Genomic DNA, 16,085 nt, shown 5'->3' on the forward strand with positions numbered 1-16,085 from the left:
GAGATGAATATGAGTACGACTTTGTTGCAGGAGCTTCAAGGCGAATTGCGTCGTCTGTATATCGCAGGCAGCGACTTGGCGGCTGACGATTTTCGCTTGAATCGAGTACAACCGAAGCTGGCACAGCTTGGGGAACGGGCACCGGTATTCAAAAAGCTGGCGGAAGGCGTCGCTGCGCTTACAGGGCCGTCCGAAGCGGAGGCGCGAGCGGCACGTTTGCAGGATGTCTCGTTGCTGTTGAATTCGGTGCTGTCAACGCAGGGTGCGACAGCGGCGGGAAGTGATCTTTCAAATAATCAGACAGAAGACAGTGGCTTGACCGGACTGACCACCGTTCATTCCTACCGTCAGCTTGCGGAGGTGCAAAATGCGCTGTCCACATCGGGCGGCGGTCGGTATGAAATCGTCCTGGAAGCGTATCGACACGGACTATTCCGCGATTTGCGTTTGTTTCCGTTCGCAATGAAGGCGCTGGGCGATCCTTATGCGGAGTTGGCCGACTATGCCGTTCGACATATTTTACCGTCATACGGTCCGGTGATCGTGCCGTATCTGCTGGCGGATATGAATATTCAGGGCGGCCGGGAAGAAGAACGTCGTTTGGAAGTCGTGCGTAAGCTTGGCGTCGATTCGGATGATCAGAAGTCGCTGAATCTGTTGGTGAAAGCGGCGGAAGAAGGGTCGGATAAGGTGCGGGCTGCGGCAATCGCTTGTCTGGGCTTGCATCCGGACTTTGAAGACAAGCTGATCGAATGGTCGCTGGACAAGAAAAAGCCGGTTCGCGAAGGCGCGCTTGCGGCTCTGGCGGTTCGCAATTCGGAGACGGCACGCGATCGACTGTATGAAGCTTTTATCGGCAAAGACGCGCTTCCGGCGGCTCAAGCGATCGAAGCTTCGCCAAAGGAAGAGATGCTGGAGCGTTTGATTCCTCTATACGAAGAACGTCTGAGTCAGGAAATTTTCGGAGACAACGACCAGAAGAGCAAAGACAAGCTGTGGAAAACGATCGAACCGTTCACTGTCGCTTTCCGGCAGGCCAGACATCCAGAATTGGAGCGATTATTCCTGGATTTGATCTCGAACGAATCGAAATATCCGGCGATCGGTCGTCTGGACTTTTCGGAAAATCTGCGCGTGATGAGCCAAGCAGCCAAATATTTGGAGAATACGAATACCGAGGAAGCATTGGCTGCGCTGCAAGGTTTGGAAGAACGCGACGTCGCTTATCTGCCTTACGCGTTCCATGCCACCAAGCGCCTGCGCACGCCTGCGGACGTGTACGAACGGTATGTCGCTTCCGGCTTGGGTCGCCTGCGCGAAGCCGTATCGAAAAAAGCCCAAGCGCGGCAAAACAAACTCATTGAGACACTGCGGGAAGAAGTTTACGCCTTCGAAGGCTATGTACGGAACCGGAGTACCCGGCTTTCGTCGGATCAGATCGCGGCGCAATGGGACCCGCGCTGGTTGGAGTGGTTGATCGACCGTGACGATCTTCAATTGGTAGCGGCGCTTGCTGCTCCTAATAACCCCGGCAATCCCAAATTGTTGAAGTATCTGGAGCGGCAGATCGAAAAGGCGAATAACAATTATTACGGCTATTACATCTTCCTGGCATTGGATGAAGGCGGATTTGACGAAGAAACGAAGTACGAGCTGCTGATGCGCTGGATGGAGAAAAAAGACTGGAAAAAGATCTACAGCATTTATCATGACGAAACGCAGCTTTTACTGAAATTGCCGGATCGTTTCGCGGGCGAAGCCGCCGATCGTTTGGAGCCTTTGATCCAAGAGACTCGCTTCGAGAGCGTGAAGGAAGAAGCACAGGAAATCATTGACACTCTTCGCCGCCGTGCAGCTTCAGCCGAGTCCAACTCTTAATCGTCGCCCGATTCCCATACCGTAATTCGAGAGGAGAATAATCAATGGCCGCAGCTCATACGCAGGATACGATGCGTTTACCCGCCGAGCTTCTGTACCAACAGGAGATCGAAGCATTGAAAAAGGAAGACAAAGGAGCCGTTCCGCCGGGTTGGCAGATGTCGCCTCGCGCCGTGTTAACCTATATCACCGGAGGCAAAGCCGGTAAGCTTGATATCACCCCTAAATATATCGGCAACCGTCGTTTGGTCGAAATGGCGATTGCCACACTCGTCACCGACCGTGCGCTGCTGCTGATCGGTGAGCCGGGAACCGCAAAGTCCTGGTTGTCGGAGAACCTGACGGCCGCGGTCAGCGGAAATTCGGGTCTTGTCGTGCAAGGCACCGCCGGAACGAGCGAAGAACAGGTACGCTATTCGTGGAACTATGCGATGTTGCTGGCAAATGGTCCGACGCCGGAAGCGCTGGTTCGAAGCCCGATTATGCGCGCGATGGAAGGCGGCAGCGTAGCCCGGTTCGAGGAAATTTCGCGCTGTGCTTCGGAAGTTCAGGATGCGCTAATCTCTATTCTGTCCGAGAAGACGGTTTCCGTGCCGGAGCTTGGCAATGAGACTAGCGCCCGCAAAGGCTTCTCGATTATTGCGACGGCGAATACGCGCGACCGCGGCGTCAACGAGATGTCTGCCGCGCTGAAGCGCCGCTTCAACATTATCGTACTGCCTGCTCCGTCAGACCTGGAAACCGAGCTGTCGATCGTGAAGAAGCGGGTAAGCGAGATCGCGGCATCGTATGAGCTGAAAGCTTCGCCGCCTGCCGATGAAGCGCTGCTGAAAGTCGTCACGATCTTCCGTGAGTTGCGCAGCGGTATGACGCTGGATCGCAAAGAAAAGCTGAAATCGCCGGCCGGCGTGATCTCGACGGCGGAAGCGATCTCGCTGCTGACGAACAGTATGGCTTTGGCCGCAAGCTTTGGCAGCGGGGAGATGACCGACGAAGACCTGGCAGCCGGGCTTCAAGGCGCGATCGTGAAAGACGACGACAAGGACAAGCTCGTATGGAAAGAATATCTGGACAACGTCATGAAGAAACGGGGATCGGAGTGGCGCGGACTGTATCAGGCGTGCAGGGAGATGAACGAGTGAAGACGGCGGCGGACGTCAAAGTCTCCGTCTTCGGCGTCCGGCACTTGTCCCCCGGCGGTGCCCGCCATCTGCTGCAATATCTGGATCAGGTTCGTCCCACAGCGGTGCTGATCGAAGGTCCGTCCGATGCAACGAGCATGATTCGCGACCTGGTTCACCCTTCCACTGTACCTCCGGTTGCGGTGCTGGCGTTCACCGACGAGATGCCGGTTCGTACGGCGCTTTGGCCTTTTGCCGTCTATTCGCCGGAACTTCAGGCGATGCGCTGGGCGGCGAAGCATAAAGCGTTATGCGAGATGATTGATTTGCCTTCCGGCTCGGCGCTGGCGCTTCAAGATTTGCGGCGGCGCGCTGAAGAAGAGAAGGTGTCGCGAAAAGCAGTTCCTGGAGAGGAAACCGAAGTCAAACCGACAACGGACACAATGCCTGAAACGGGAAATGGGACATCTCCCAGCTTGGAGATTGCGTCCGATCCTTCAGGTAACCCGGCCAACCCTCTGCCGGGCGGATTGCCGCCGTCCGAAGAGTCTGTTCCTGTTGAGCCGGAAGGCGTCGAAGAATTGGAAGCCGAAGCTACTGGGCGCTCGATCTACGAGCGAATTGCCGAACTTGCGGACGAGCACGACTACGATACGTATTGGGAACGCCATTACGAGCATAATGCGAATCCGGATACGTACCGGGATTCGATTCTGGCCTTCTCGGCCGAGATGCGTGCGCTCGGCGAAGATCGGGAACGCTCCGATCAGCCGGAAGAACATGCCTACAACCATGTGCGCGAAGCTTATATGCAGCGACAGATTCTGAAAGCCGTCGAAGCCGGACATGATCCGTCGAAGATTGTGGTGGTTTGCGGCGCTTATCACGCTGCTGCCTTGGAGTATCCGGCAAAAGGCGCCATGAGCGACGAGGAGCTTGCGGCGATGCCGTCGCGCAGCTCCAAGCTGACGCTGATGCCGTATTCCTATTATCGGTTGTCCAGTTTGTCCGGCTACGGCGCGGGTAACAACGCGCCTCATTATTTCCAGATGATGTGGGAGGCGATGGAATCCGGCCAGCCGGAAGACTTGCCGCGCGTCTATCTGTCGACGGCGGCGCGGGCGCTGCGGGCATCGGGCACGCATCGTTCGACGGCGGAAGTCATCGAAGCCGTACGCATGGCCGAAGGTCTGGCTTCGCTGCACGGCGGAAGCGCGCCGACGCTGCTGGAGCTTCGCGATGCGGCGCAGACGCTGCTCGGCCGGGGTGAGTTATCGGTTGTTGCCGAAGCGCTGGCCCGGGTCGATGTGGGAATCGAGATCGGAAGCCTCGCTGAAGGCGTCAGTCAGACACCGCTTCAAGATGACTTGAATCGCGAATTGAAGCGACTAAAGCTGACGAAGTACAAGACGGCCGTCGCGACTGACTTATCGCTTGATCTGCGGGAGAATCGCCGCGTCTCGTCGCAGGAAGCCGCCTTCCTCGACTTGAACCGTTCCTTCCTGTTTCATCGGTTGGAACTGCTGGAGATTCCGTTTGTTCGATCCCGACCCGCTAACGCGGATCGTGCGGTATGGGCCGAGGATTGGATTATTCAATGGACGCCGGAAGCCGAGATTCGCGTCGTCGAGTCCACGCTGCTCGGCGAGACGATCGAGATTGCTTGCGCGCATCGCCTGCGCGAGAAGCTGGAAGCCTGTACGTCGATCTCGGAAGCTTCCGCGCTGATCGGCGTGTCGGTACGCTGCGGAATGACCGCGCAGATGGAGGACGGTCGACGGGTACTCCAAGCGTTGGCGGCAGACAGCCGCGACGTGGCGCAGATCTCGGGCGCGGCATCGCGCTTGTCCGGCATTATCGCGTACGGCGATATCCGGCGCGCCGATACCGCTCCGCTCGTGCCGCTGTTGGAACAGCTGTTTTTCCGCGGTTGCCTTTATCTATCAGATGCGGCCAATTGTAACGACGAAGCGGCTTACGGGATGGTATCTGCCATCGGCGAGCTGAACAAGATTGCCCAGGAACATGACGATACCGTCGACGTATCGCTATGGACGCAGGAACTGAATGCGTTGTCGGAGCGGGATGATCGCAATCCGAAGCTGTCCGGCTTCGCCTGCGCGCTGCTGCTTGAACGCGGAGAGATGGACGCGGAGCAGTGCGCGGCCGAAGTGTCCCGACGTTTATCGCCGGGCATTCCGTCCGATTTGGGCGCGGGCTGGTTCGAAGGATTATCGATGCGTAACCGTTACGCGCTCTTGTCCAGAATGAGCCTGTGGGTGCAGTTGAACGATTATATCAACTCGTTGGGCGACGAAGAGTTCAAGCGCGCGCTGGTCTTCCTGCGCCGGGCATTCAGCTCGTTTTCGGCTCACGAAAAGACCATGATCGCCGAGACGCTAGGCGAACTGTGGGGCGTCAATGCGGAACAGGCAGCGGAAATTCTGACCGGGGAACTGAAGGAGGAAGAGGACAAAATGCTGGATGAATTGAACGATTTCGACTTTGGGGACTTTTAATATGACGAATACAGCGGATAACGGCAACGATACCAATCAAGAGAATTCCGTTTCGCGTTGGCGGCTTATTTTGGGTGAAGCGGCTCAGAATAAGCTTGAGGGCATGAACGGACCGGGCGGCCTGCGGTTGACGGATGAAGAAGCGATCATGGATTCGGCGCTTGCCGCCATCTACGACGATACCGAGAGCGGTTCGCCTTCCGCGGGCGGTTCCGGCTCAGGCTCGGGGAGCGGCTCGGGCGGCCGGGGAGCAGGCAACGGACGAGGGTCCGTCAATTTGTCGCGTTGGCTCGGCGATGTGCGTAATCTATTTTCGGAGGATGTCGTTTCGATCATTCAAAACGATGCGATCGAGCGGCGCGGCTGGAAGCAGCTGCTGTTCGAGCCGGAGCTGCTGGCATCGGTCAAACCGGATATTCAGATGGTCGGCACGTTAATGTCGCTGCGCGGCAAAATCCCCGAAAAGACGAAGGACACGGCCCGTATGCTGGTCAAAGCCGTCGTGGACGAGCTGATGGCTCGCATGAAGGAAGACATGCAGCGTGCCGTCACGGGCGCGCTGAACAGACGGCAGCATACGCCGCTTCCTTCGCTCAGCGGACTCGACTGGAAGCGGACGATTCAACGCAACCTCAAGCATTACGATACCGAGCGCAAGCTTCTGATTCCCGAGCGATTCTATTACTTCGACCGGGCGCGGCGCAGTAAAGAATGGACGGTTATTCTCGACATCGACCAAAGCGGTTCGATGGCGGAATCCGTCATCTGGGCTTCGGTAACGGGCGCGATTTTCGCGAGTATGCCGGCATTGGACACGCGGGTCGTCGTGTTCGACACCGAAGTGGTCGATCTGACCGAGCAGTGTGCCGACGATCCCGTCGATATGCTGTTCGGCATTCAGCTCGGCGGCGGCACGGATATCAATAAATCCGTCGCTTACTGCGAGCAGTATATTGAAGACCCGAAAAAGACGCTGTTCATCATGATTACCGACTTGTACGAAGGCGGTAATCAATCCGCGCTCGTGCGTCGGATGCGCGAAATGCGCGAATCCGGCGTGCGTACGCTTTGTCTATTGGCGCTGTCCGACAGCGGACGTCCGTTCTACGACGAGCGTCTGGCAAGACTGCTTGCGCGAGACGGCACGCCTTGTTTTGCCTGTACCCCCGCTATGCTGCCAGAGCTTGTAGCGGGAGCTTTGCAAGGGCAGGATATGACGGAACTGGCAGATAAACTAACGGCTAAAAAAAGGTAATACCGCATATTCAAGCACGCTGTTGGCCCAGTCTTCGCATTCATGCGAACTACGCCGATGGGGTGCTTGAATGATGATAGGACTGTAGAGGATGATTATTTTATGGAAGAAAACCTGAACATGATGATTCGTCGGCCGAACAGCGAGGATCAAGCATCCGCCTACCGAATGTTCACGGCTATGGTCAATGAGATGCGTAACCGCGGGGTTGAGACCTTCTGTCTGGACAGCGGGTATGGAAAGGTACAAGAACGTTGGGGTCGAAGATTATGAATGAGGATAAGCTGTATGAAAAATCGAAGCAGGCGCTGTTAAAAGAAGCCGAAGCCTATATCACTAAACAGCGGCAGTATGCGCATTTTCATGTGCCGGACTCGCCGGAAGGGCTTGAGGTACTTAAGATCATGCAGCCCCGTCCGATCTCTACCTATGCGCCGTTAAAAGAGTTCACTCAATTGGAACGTCTGGAGTTTGGCACCACCGACTCCAAAATGACCGTACCGACCCTGGCCGGATTAGATGCCGCTGTGCATCTAAAAAGTCTGGGATTCGTCTCGAAAACCACGATTACCCAGGATATTGGGGCAATAGCAGGATTAACCGGATTGGAGACGTTACAAATTCGGCAGCTGGTTCAACCTATTCCGCCGAATATGATGATTTCGTTGATAAATTTAAGGCAATTGAGCTTATCGCGTCTTAATCACGACAGCTTCGATGAACTACCTCCGGCATTGGAAGAACTGTCGCTGAACTTTTTCGAGATCGAGCGCGTTCCTCCGTACAAATCTGCTCCTTCCGTACGCAAATTATCTTTGGGAGCGCAGACCTGCGGCTTGGAGGATCTGGGTTCGCTTCGCGTATTTCCGAACATCGAAGAGGTGCAGCTACTTTCGCCGAAAAAATTGACGGATCTCTCCCACGCGGTCGAACTGGTCAAGCTGCGAGTTCTGGACGCGAACTTCTGCCAAGCCTCCGATCTCAGTGGCTTCCGCAATCACCCTTCGATTCAGGACCTTCGCCTGCGCGGATCGCAGATCCGAAGCCTGAGAGAGATGGGACACTGCCCCGAGCTTCAAATCTTATACGCGGAAAAAACCAAACTGGAATCCATCGAAGGCATTCGCGAGCAATTTCCCAAGCTTGAGCTGCTATGGATCTGGGGAACGAAGGTAAAAGACCTAAGTCCACTCGAAGGCATGACCCACCTGAAAAATCTCGACGTCACCATGCTCAAGCCCAAAGCCTGGGATTTCTTGCTCACGCTGACGGCCTTGGAACGCCTAGACCTGAGCAAAACCTCATTCTCCGATCCCAAGCTGCTGCTAGAGCTGCCTGCATTAAAATGGGTCCGCTTATCCGGCAGCCAAGCCGAACGCGGAACGGAAGACGGGTTGAAACTAGAGCGCCTGCTACAAGCGCGAGGCGGCGAACTGGTGCATCGTTGATCATGAAAAAAAGCAAAAAAGAAAGCAGCCTTTCGGCCGCTTTTCTTTTTTGCTTTTTTCATGACGATTAATTTGAAGAAGGATCAGGACCCTCCTCCGGCACGATCACCTGAACGTGAGCCGGCAAAATATGCATTTCGATCGGAAGCACAGGTCCCGGCTCCCCGTCGACGTTCGTTTTTACCGGTTCCGTCGAAGACACGCGGATACTGCGGGAAGTGAAATATTCGACGTCTTTATGTTCTTTGAGATTGCCGAGCAATAAGGAGAATCCGGCTGTCAGCGTATTGAAAAAGTTCAGGTCATGCACGATAAATCCATGCAGCAGACCGTCGTCGACCGAAGCGTCCGGTGCCAGGTTTTCGAATCCGCCGACCGAGTTGGTTAGAGCCGCGATAAAGATCGGCGCGGGACCTTCCCATTTGCCGTTGTCATGTTCGATCACCAAGTGCGCCGCCGAACCGCCGAGCAGTTCTTTGACGCCTTCTTTGAAGTAAGCGAACGCACCCAGTTTGGATTTCTCTTCCGAAGTGACGGAGGATAGTGTATCGGCAAGCGATCCGGCGGCGACCACGTTGGCAAAGAGTTGTTCGTTGATGCGGGCCATATCGACCTTGCGCAGCTTTGAAGACGTCAGCGTGCGAATCGCTTCATCCGGATTCAGCGGAATATGCAGCGCGCGCGCAAAATCGTTGACCGTTCCGAGCGGAATGACGCCCAGGCGCGGCCGATGCTTTTGATCGAGCAGTCCGTTGATCGTCTCGTGCAGCGTACCGTCGCCGCCGATCGAGACGACCAGATCGAATTCGTCTTCGCAGGCGGAGATGCAGAACTTGGTCGCGTCCAGCTCCTGCGTAGTCTCCATCACGACGACGTCGTAGCCCACCTCGTTGCGCAGCGTGTCTTCGACTTTACGAACATATTCAAACGCTTTCTCTTTGCCGGAAGAAGGGTTCATGATAATCATGGCCTTTTTCATATAGTGTTCCTCCATTCGATATAGGGTTGCGAATCCGATATGTAATCCATGTGTATCCTTGAGGAGATTTCTTTTTGAATGAACTTGCAGTTCCGCTTGTTTTTGGACAGCTTGCTACTTCTCTTTACCCAGAAAAACGGCGTTCGCCGCGAAAGAATTCTGAGGATCGGGTACAATAAACGATAACGGCAAAATTCCCAATCATCCGGATGGAGGTCAAGCGGCATGAGCGACAATATTTTACCCGAAAGCGAACTACAGCAGCGCATCGAACGCCATATCGAATCGATCGGTCAATTTACGTCCACACCCGGGCAGGGGACGACGAGATTGACCTACAGCCAGCAGGATCGACAGGCTCGAGACTATATCAAGCGCGTGATGACGGAGTACGGCTTGAAAGTTCGGGAGGACGGATTCGGTAATATTTTCGGCAAAATGGAAGGAAGCATTCCGAACGCTCCGGCCGTATTGATCGGTTCGCATTTTGATTCCGTACCCAATGGAGGTTCGTACGACGGTCCCGCGGGAGTCGTGGCCGGACTCGAAGTAGCGAGATTGTTCCGCGATAACGGCTTGCAGCCTAAGTATCCGCTTGAAGCGGTGGCAATGATCGAAGAAAAAGGCGGACGCTTCATCGGAGGGCTGCTCGGCTCGCGCGCGATGCTTGGCGTGTTGAGCGCGGAGGAGTTTGCCGCTACGACGGACAAAGACGGCATGACGACGATTGAAGCCATGCGCGCAATCGGTCTCGATCCTTCGCTGCCGGGCAAGCGGGATAAGTCGGATATCAAGGCCTTCTTGGAGTTGCATATCGAGCAGGGACCTGTTTTGGAGGAAGAAGGCATTCCGGTCGGGATCGTGGAAGCGATTGTCGGATTGACGCAGATTCAGGTTACGGTGCAAGGCCGCGCCGGACATGCGGGAACAACGCCGATGGATCGCCGAAGCGACGCGCTGGTTGCGGCATCGAAGATCGTGGCCGGACTGCCGGGACTGGCGCTGGAGCAGGGGAACGAAGCGGTGGCGACAGTAGGACGCCTGAACATTTTTCCGAACGGAGCAAACGTCATTCCCGACAAAGTTGTCTTCACTGCCGATCTGCGCGCGGGACGCGAAGAAGACGTGCAAGGCTTATTGAACAAAGCGGAAGCATTGGCGCGTTCGGTAGAGGGTTCGGGTATTCAAGTGGATATTGAACGCCAACTGTATATCCGGCCCAAACAGATGAGCGACAAGGTCAAAAGCTTGCTTGAAACAGGATGCGACAAGCTCGGCATTCCGCGGCGTCCGTTGAACAGCGGAGCCGGGCACGACGCGATGATCTTTTCGGACTTCACCGATGTCGGGATGCTGTTCATTCCGAGTCGCGGCGGACTCAGCCACTGTCCGGAAGAATGGTCGGATGCGGCAGATATCGAGCGTGCGGTTCGTATTTTTTACGAGGCAGCCAAAAACTTAACGGAAGCGTAAACCAAACGGTGTCTCTGCGGTTATTTGTCGGAGGATTGTCGGAGTTGCGCTTGAACCTGGACGCTTGCTTATGGCACCATGAAGAGAACGCGTTACGCATATTGAAGAAACGAGGAATGAACACAATGAATGAATTGCCAAACTGCCCGGTCTGCAACTCCGCTTACACTTACGAAGACGGGAATCAGCTCGTATGCCCGGAGTGCGCGCACGAGTGGACGCCGGGAGCGGAAGATCGCGATAACGGAGAAGATGCGAAAGTCGTCCGCGACGCGAACGGAAACGAGCTTCGCGACGGAGATTCCGTAACGGTGATCAAGGATCTGAAGGTTAAGGGAAGTTCTTCCGTTCTGAAGATCGGGACCAAAGTCAAAAATATTCGCTTGGTCGACGGCGACCATGATATCGACTGCAAGATCGACGGATTCGGAGCAATGAAATTGAAATCGGAGTTTGTTCGCAAAGCATAGTCAGCTGTGTGAAAACGGGTATTTTGAATATCTAATCCAAGGGTTTAGAGTCCTTTAATGGCTTTAGATAACAGGTTGATGCAGGGAATCGAGAAGCTTGAAGGAAGCGCTGTCTTCTTTCAAGCTTCTTTGTCAATAATTACAGCGCGGTGAAACGTTAAACTGCTAAAATTTTATATATATTTTTGATAGTTTAAATTGTATGATTCTCTTGATTATCATGCCGGTAAGCACATCAAGAGGAATGGGGAGAATCATGGCAAACAGGAAAATCGGTCTGCGCATCGCCAGTACGGGACTGGCGGCAGCGTTGTTGTCTTCGGGGACGCTAACAGGTCTGGGGAGCGCGGAAGCAGCTTCGCCAGCGGCTTCGGATGTGAAAGGACATTGGGCGGAAAGTCGAATAGCGCAGTGGACGGAGTTGGGTTGGATTCGCGGTTATGCGGACGGAACGTTCCGCCCGGACGCTTCGATTACTCGCGCGGAGTTCGCGGCCTTGGCAAATCGCGCTTTTGGATTAAAAGGTTCTGCTCCGACGACATTCAGCGATGTGAAAGCATCGAGTTGGGCGTCCAAAGAAGTGTCGGCAGCCGTAGCGGCAGGCTATGTAAGCGGCGCGTCCGACGGTACTTTCCGTCCGAACGAGCCGATTACGCGTCAAGAAGCGGCTTTGATGGTCGTTCGCCTGTTGAAGCTTGCACCTGATGTCGATGCCGCGAATGCTTTTGCCGATGCAGCTTCCATTCCGAGCTGGAGCAAAGGCGCGATCGGTGCTGCCGTAGAGAGCGGGATCATCAGCGGCTACTCGGATCGAACGTATCGTCCGCTCAAGACGGCATCGCGTTCCGAAGCGATCGCGATGCTGCAAAATGCGATCGATAAAGGAAGCATCACCTACAACCGGGCAGGGACTTACGGACCGGAGAAGGGGCTTTCCGTTGCGGCTGGAGGCGTTGCGATTACCGTACCGAACGTCGTGCTGCAAAATACGGTCGTAAAAGGAAGCCTCTTGTTGGATAAAGGCATCGGCGAGGGCGATGCCGAGTTGAGAAACGTGACCGTTCTGGGCAAAACCGAAGTACGCGGCGGCGGAGCCAACAGTATTCACATCGTCGACTCCAGCGTCCCGGATCTGATCGTTAACAAACAGTCCGGCGCTGTCCGCACCGTAGCCGAAGGCGAAGCGGATATCGGTTCGACCGTTGTGCAGGGACCTGCCGTTCTGGAGGAAGAAGGGAACGGAGCGGCCGGATTCCATGACGTGGAGTTGTCGGAGAATATGCCGACAGGCTCGAATGTTTCGTTGAGCGGCGTATTCGACGACTTGGAAGTGAACAGCTCGGGTACAAGCTTGAGCATTCCGAGCGGAAGCGTCAGCAGCATCATGGTTAGCGAATCGGCTGCAGGACTGACGTTGAACTTGGCCGAAGGCGTTACCGTTCAATCGTTGGAGCTGAATGCGCCTGTTACCGTAACCGGGCAGGGGGTCATATCCTCGGTACGGATGAGCGATTCGGCGCGCGCCGGAAGTTCGTTCGCCAGAGCGCCGTTGTCCGGAGTAACGGCGCCCGCGCCGACAACGCCGACGAATCCCGCCGACTCGAACTCGAACACGCCGGTCGTACGGCCGCCGACGAATGCCGAACGGGCGAATGCCGTTTCGATACGGATCGGAATTTTACCGGATCTTGCTGCATTGAAGCTGTCGGACGAAGCGGCTGTAGAGCAGGTGCTTGCTTCTTACGAGAATTTGACTTCGGAACAAAAGGCATTGCTCAGCGACGCCGATCGGACCAAATTGCAGCAGATCGTGGATCGGATCAGCGAGTTGAAAGTCGAGCATGCGGCAGACTTGGCGGCAGCGGAAGCCGTGAGAGCGGAGATTGCCGGATTACCGAGCACCATAGCTTTAACATTGAACGACGAAGCGGCAGTAGAAGCGGCTTTGGCTGCATTCGATGCTTTGACCCCGACCCGCAAGCAGTTGGTCAGCGCCGAGGCTCTTGCCTTGCTGGCGAATGCCAAAGTGAAGATCGATGAGCTGAAAGCCCGATTGGCGGCGGATATCGCGGCGGCTGGAGAAGTTGCGACGCTAATCGCGGCATTGCCGAGCGCGGCTGTATTGGATCTGACGAATGAGACGGCGGTCGCTGAAGTTAAAGCGGCTTATGACGCTCTGACTTCGGAACAACGCGAGCATGTCGCGGCGGCGGATCTGGCAGCTTTGAACGAGGCAGTCGCGAAAATTGCGGATTTGAACGCGAAGCTTGCGGCGGATATCGTGGCAGCGAACGAAGTCGCAGCGAAGATCGCAGCCCTGCCGGCAGCGGCACTGTTGACCTTGAACGATGAAGCGGAAGTGAATGCCGCGAAGGCGGAATACGAAGCCTTGACGCCGGAGCAGCAGGGGCATGTGAGTACGCAAGATGTAGCGACCTTGACTGATGCCGTTGATAAAATCGAAGCTTTAAACGTCCAATTGGCAGCGGACATTGCGGCAGCAGAAGCTGTAGCGACAAAGATTTCGGCACTGCCCCAAGCGGCATTGTTGACGCTGGCTAACGAAGCAGAGGTTGATGCGGCCAAAGCCGCTTACGATGCTCTGACGCCTGCCCAACAAGCCCATGTGCAAACGGAAGATTTGGCGACTTTGAATGCCGCGGTCGCGAAAATCGAGGATCTGAATGCGAAGCTTACCGCTGATATTGCCGCAGCCGATGCCGTTGCGGCCAAGATTAGGGCGCTGTCGGCAACGCTTCTGTTAACCTTGGGTGACGAGGCGGACGTACAAGCTGCCGAGACCGCCTATGAAGCCTTGACCGCCGAGCAAAAAGACCATGTCAAAGCGGAAGACGTAGCAACGTTGAATGCCGCGATAGCGAAAATCGCCGAGCTGAACGCGAAGCTTTTGGCGGATATCGCAGCAGCAAACGAAGCGGCGGCGAAGATCACCGCGCTGCCGTCGGCATTGATGTTGACCTTGAGCAACGAAGCGGCCGTAGTTGAAGCTCAAACGGCCTACCAAGCGCTCACCGCGGATCAACGGACACATGTAAAAGCGGAAGACAAATCGACATTGGAAGCGGCCGTAGCCAAAATCGCCGAATTGAACGCGAAGCTGGCTGGCGATCTTGCCGCAGCCGGGGCCGTTGCTTCGAAAATCGCGGCACTTCCCGCTACATTGCTGCTGACGCTGGACCATGAGACGGCGGTCGCGGATGCCCAAACCGCATACGACGCTCTGACTGTCGACCAGAAAGGTCATGTAGAAGCCGCCGATGTAGACGCCTTGAACGACGCGGTCGCGAAAATCGCGGAATTGAAAGCGAAGTTGGCAGCCGACATTGAAGCTGCCGATGAAGTCGCAAGGAAGATTACCGCTCTTCCGGCAGCGGCGGCTTTGACGTTGAGCGATCAAGCTTCGGTTGCCGCGGCGAAATCCGCGTACGAGGCTTTGACGCCTGAACAAAAACAGCATGTAAGCACGCCGAACTTGAATCTTTTGAATGCGGCCGTAAGCAAGATCGAAGCTCTGCAAGCCGATGTTCAGGCCGCGGCCAACGTAGACGCGCTTATTCAGGCGCTGCCTGCGACGGCGGCTCTTACGCTTCAGAACGAAACAGCCGTAGGAGAGGCCCGAACGGCTTACGACGCATTGACGGCAGCTCGAAAAAGCCTGGTTCAAGCCCAAAACTTCGCGAAGTTGGAAGCCGCCGTCGCGAAGATCGCCGACTTGAACGCGCAGCTTGCGCTCGACAAGGAAGCAGCGAACAAAGCAACGGCAAAAATCACGGCACTGCCGATCGTTTCTTCGCTGACGTTGGGCGATCAAGCGGCGGTGCAGGCGGCAAATACCGAGTTTGATCAACTGACGAGCGCGCAAAAAGCGTGGGTGTCCCAAGACAATCAAACGAGGCTGACGCAATCCGTGAATCGTATTCAGGAACTGATTGCCGATCAAACGGCTGCCGAGTCCGTGACGGCGAAGATTGCAGCGCTGCCGGAAGCGGCTTCCGTCACTTTGGCAAACGAAACGGCCGTGCAAGAAGCGCAAACGGCTTACGGCGCGTTAACTTCCGCGCAGCAGAATTTGATTTCCGCAGCGAACGTTGCGAAGCTGACGGATGCCGCGGCGAAAATCGCGAGTCTGAAGACTCCGTATACGCTGAGAAGCAAAGACATTACGAATTTCGATTATAAAAACGTGGCGGCGGTTCAAGCCCAGTTAAAGAGCAAAATCCTGACTTCGTCGGATTTCTCGGCCAACCCCGTCAAATTCACGATCAGTGACGGCGTGAATGTCGTTCCGGTAGACCTGTGGTGGAACATTCCGCAAAACGACGGATTTACCGTAGGGCAAGTAGTCGGTTCGGCAATCGAAAGTTCGATTCAGGATTACTTCTACAAAATCGGCGGTTCCGACGGCCTCATGAACCGCACCATGTGGGCGGCCGATTGGACTGCCGGAAACACATTCGTGCTGGGCAGCTTCCAAAACGGATCCGCATCGAAATTGATATTGGGCGGCAACTGGCAGGCGTTGTTCGATACCGGCAGTTCTTTGGGAACGGACGGAGACGCGCGCAGCCGAAGCTTCACGGTTAGCAACGGATTGAAAACGACCACGATTAGTTTGAATAAAATCTTTATCGATCCGGACGGAGCAGGTCCGCTTGACGCGCTCGACGATATGGTATCGTATATCAATCAGCGATTCGCGTCCGCAAAGTTGACGGATGCCAAAGCCGTACGCGTCGGTCAGGCTTTCGAAATTCAACTGCCTAAAACGTATAGCGCATTGACGATCGACGGAACGAACAAAAGCGAATTCTTTACCGAATTCCAAGGCAAGTAGACGCGGTCGAAATGTCATCGAGGAAAGAGATCGGATAATCCGGTCTCTTTTTTTTGGATACATGCGAGATAAAAAGTGTTCTATCTT

The 16,085-nt window shown here is 55.4% G+C and carries 10 protein-coding genes; 9 read left to right on the plus strand and 1 reads right to left on the minus strand.

Annotation, left to right across the window (positions count from 1 at the left end):
• Window positions 1-9 precede the first annotated feature (9 nt).
• The 6 genes from SACSAC_RS11700 to SACSAC_RS11720 all read left to right on the plus strand — a co-directional run bounded on the left by SACSAC_RS11700 (window position 10) and on the right by SACSAC_RS11720 (window position 8,221).
• The gene (locus tag SACSAC_RS11700) at window positions 10-1,878 is read left to right on the plus strand and encodes a HEAT repeat domain-containing protein (RefSeq protein ID WP_037286504.1); all 1,869 of its coding nucleotides are present in this window, start codon (window positions 10-12) and stop codon (window positions 1,876-1,878) included.
• A gap of 44 nt (window positions 1,879-1,922) precedes the next feature.
• Window positions 1,923-3,020, plus strand: a complete 1,098-nt coding sequence (locus SACSAC_RS11705; RefSeq protein ID WP_037286507.1) for an AAA family ATPase — start codon at window positions 1,923-1,925, stop codon at window positions 3,018-3,020.
• Window positions 3,017-5,518 (plus strand): DUF5682 family protein, encoded by a 2,502-nt coding sequence (locus SACSAC_RS11710; RefSeq protein ID WP_037286510.1) that lies wholly within the window; start codon window positions 3,017-3,019, stop codon window positions 5,516-5,518. The genes SACSAC_RS11705 and SACSAC_RS11710 overlap by 4 nt, the downstream gene beginning before the upstream one ends.
• A gap of 1 nt (window position 5,519) precedes the next feature.
• Window positions 5,520-6,773 (plus strand): VWA domain-containing protein, encoded by a 1,254-nt coding sequence (locus SACSAC_RS11715; RefSeq protein ID WP_037286513.1) that lies wholly within the window; start codon window positions 5,520-5,522, stop codon window positions 6,771-6,773.
• A gap of 102 nt (window positions 6,774-6,875) precedes the next feature.
• A complete protein-coding gene (locus SACSAC_RS27995) occupies window positions 6,876-7,046 on the plus strand; it encodes a hypothetical protein (protein WP_156950993.1) in 171 nt (56 codons plus the stop codon).
• Window positions 7,043-8,221 (plus strand): leucine-rich repeat domain-containing protein, encoded by a 1,179-nt coding sequence (locus SACSAC_RS11720; protein WP_037286516.1) that lies wholly within the window; start codon window positions 7,043-7,045, stop codon window positions 8,219-8,221. The genes SACSAC_RS27995 and SACSAC_RS11720 overlap by 4 nt, the downstream gene beginning before the upstream one ends.
• A 67-nt stretch (window positions 8,222-8,288) precedes the next feature.
• Here SACSAC_RS11720 and SACSAC_RS11725 read toward each other — a convergent pair whose 3' ends face one another.
• Window positions 8,289-9,200, minus strand: a complete 912-nt coding sequence (locus SACSAC_RS11725; RefSeq protein WP_037286519.1) for a diacylglycerol/lipid kinase family protein — start codon at window positions 9,198-9,200, stop codon at window positions 8,289-8,291.
• A gap of 225 nt (window positions 9,201-9,425) precedes the next feature.
• On the opposite strand from SACSAC_RS11725, the gene SACSAC_RS11730 reads away from it, so the two are divergent.
• The 3 genes from SACSAC_RS11730 to SACSAC_RS27065 all read left to right on the plus strand — a co-directional run bounded on the left by SACSAC_RS11730 (window position 9,426) and on the right by SACSAC_RS27065 (window position 15,998).
• Window positions 9,426-10,673, plus strand: coding sequence for a Zn-dependent hydrolase (locus tag SACSAC_RS11730; RefSeq protein WP_037286522.1), 1,248 nt, complete (start codon window positions 9,426-9,428; stop codon window positions 10,671-10,673).
• A gap of 125 nt (window positions 10,674-10,798) precedes the next feature.
• The gene (locus SACSAC_RS11735; RefSeq protein ID WP_037286525.1) at window positions 10,799-11,143 is read left to right on the plus strand and encodes a zinc ribbon domain-containing protein YjdM; all 345 of its coding nucleotides are present in this window, start codon (window positions 10,799-10,801) and stop codon (window positions 11,141-11,143) included.
• A gap of 256 nt (window positions 11,144-11,399) precedes the next feature.
• On the plus strand, window positions 11,400-15,998 hold the full coding sequence (locus SACSAC_RS27065) for an S-layer homology domain-containing protein (protein WP_051507056.1): 4,599 nt from the start codon (window positions 11,400-11,402) through the stop codon (window positions 15,996-15,998).
• The last annotated feature ends 87 nt before the right edge of the window (window positions 15,999-16,085 follow it).

The organism is Saccharibacillus sacchari DSM 19268 (assembly GCF_000585395.1).
In the GTDB taxonomy this organism is placed as follows: Bacteria; Bacillota; Bacilli; order Paenibacillales; family Paenibacillaceae; genus Saccharibacillus; species Saccharibacillus sacchari.

Bases quoted from the DNA above. Each gene is read 5' to 3' on its own strand.
- SACSAC_RS27995 (WP_156950993.1), top strand. From the start codon at position 6,876: ATGGAAGAAAACCTGAACATGATGATTCGTCGGCCGAACAGCGAGGAT.
- SACSAC_RS11725 (WP_037286519.1), bottom strand. From the start codon at position 9,200: ATGAAAAAGGCCATGATTATCATGAACCCTTCTTCCGGCAAAGAGAAA.
- SACSAC_RS27065 (WP_051507056.1), top strand. From the start codon at position 11,400: ATGGCAAACAGGAAAATCGGTCTGCGCATCGCCAGTACGGGACTGGCG.
- SACSAC_RS11730 (WP_037286522.1), top strand. From the start codon at position 9,426: ATGAGCGACAATATTTTACCCGAAAGCGAACTACAGCAGCGCATCGAA.
- SACSAC_RS11705 (WP_037286507.1), top strand. From the start codon at position 1,923: ATGGCCGCAGCTCATACGCAGGATACGATGCGTTTACCCGCCGAGCTT.
- SACSAC_RS11715 (WP_037286513.1), top strand. From the start codon at position 5,520: ATGACGAATACAGCGGATAACGGCAACGATACCAATCAAGAGAATTCC.
- SACSAC_RS11720 (WP_037286516.1), top strand. From the start codon at position 7,043: ATGAATGAGGATAAGCTGTATGAAAAATCGAAGCAGGCGCTGTTAAAA.
- SACSAC_RS11700 (WP_037286504.1), top strand. From the start codon at position 10: ATGAGTACGACTTTGTTGCAGGAGCTTCAAGGCGAATTGCGTCGTCTG.
- SACSAC_RS11735 (WP_037286525.1), top strand. From the start codon at position 10,799: ATGAATGAATTGCCAAACTGCCCGGTCTGCAACTCCGCTTACACTTAC.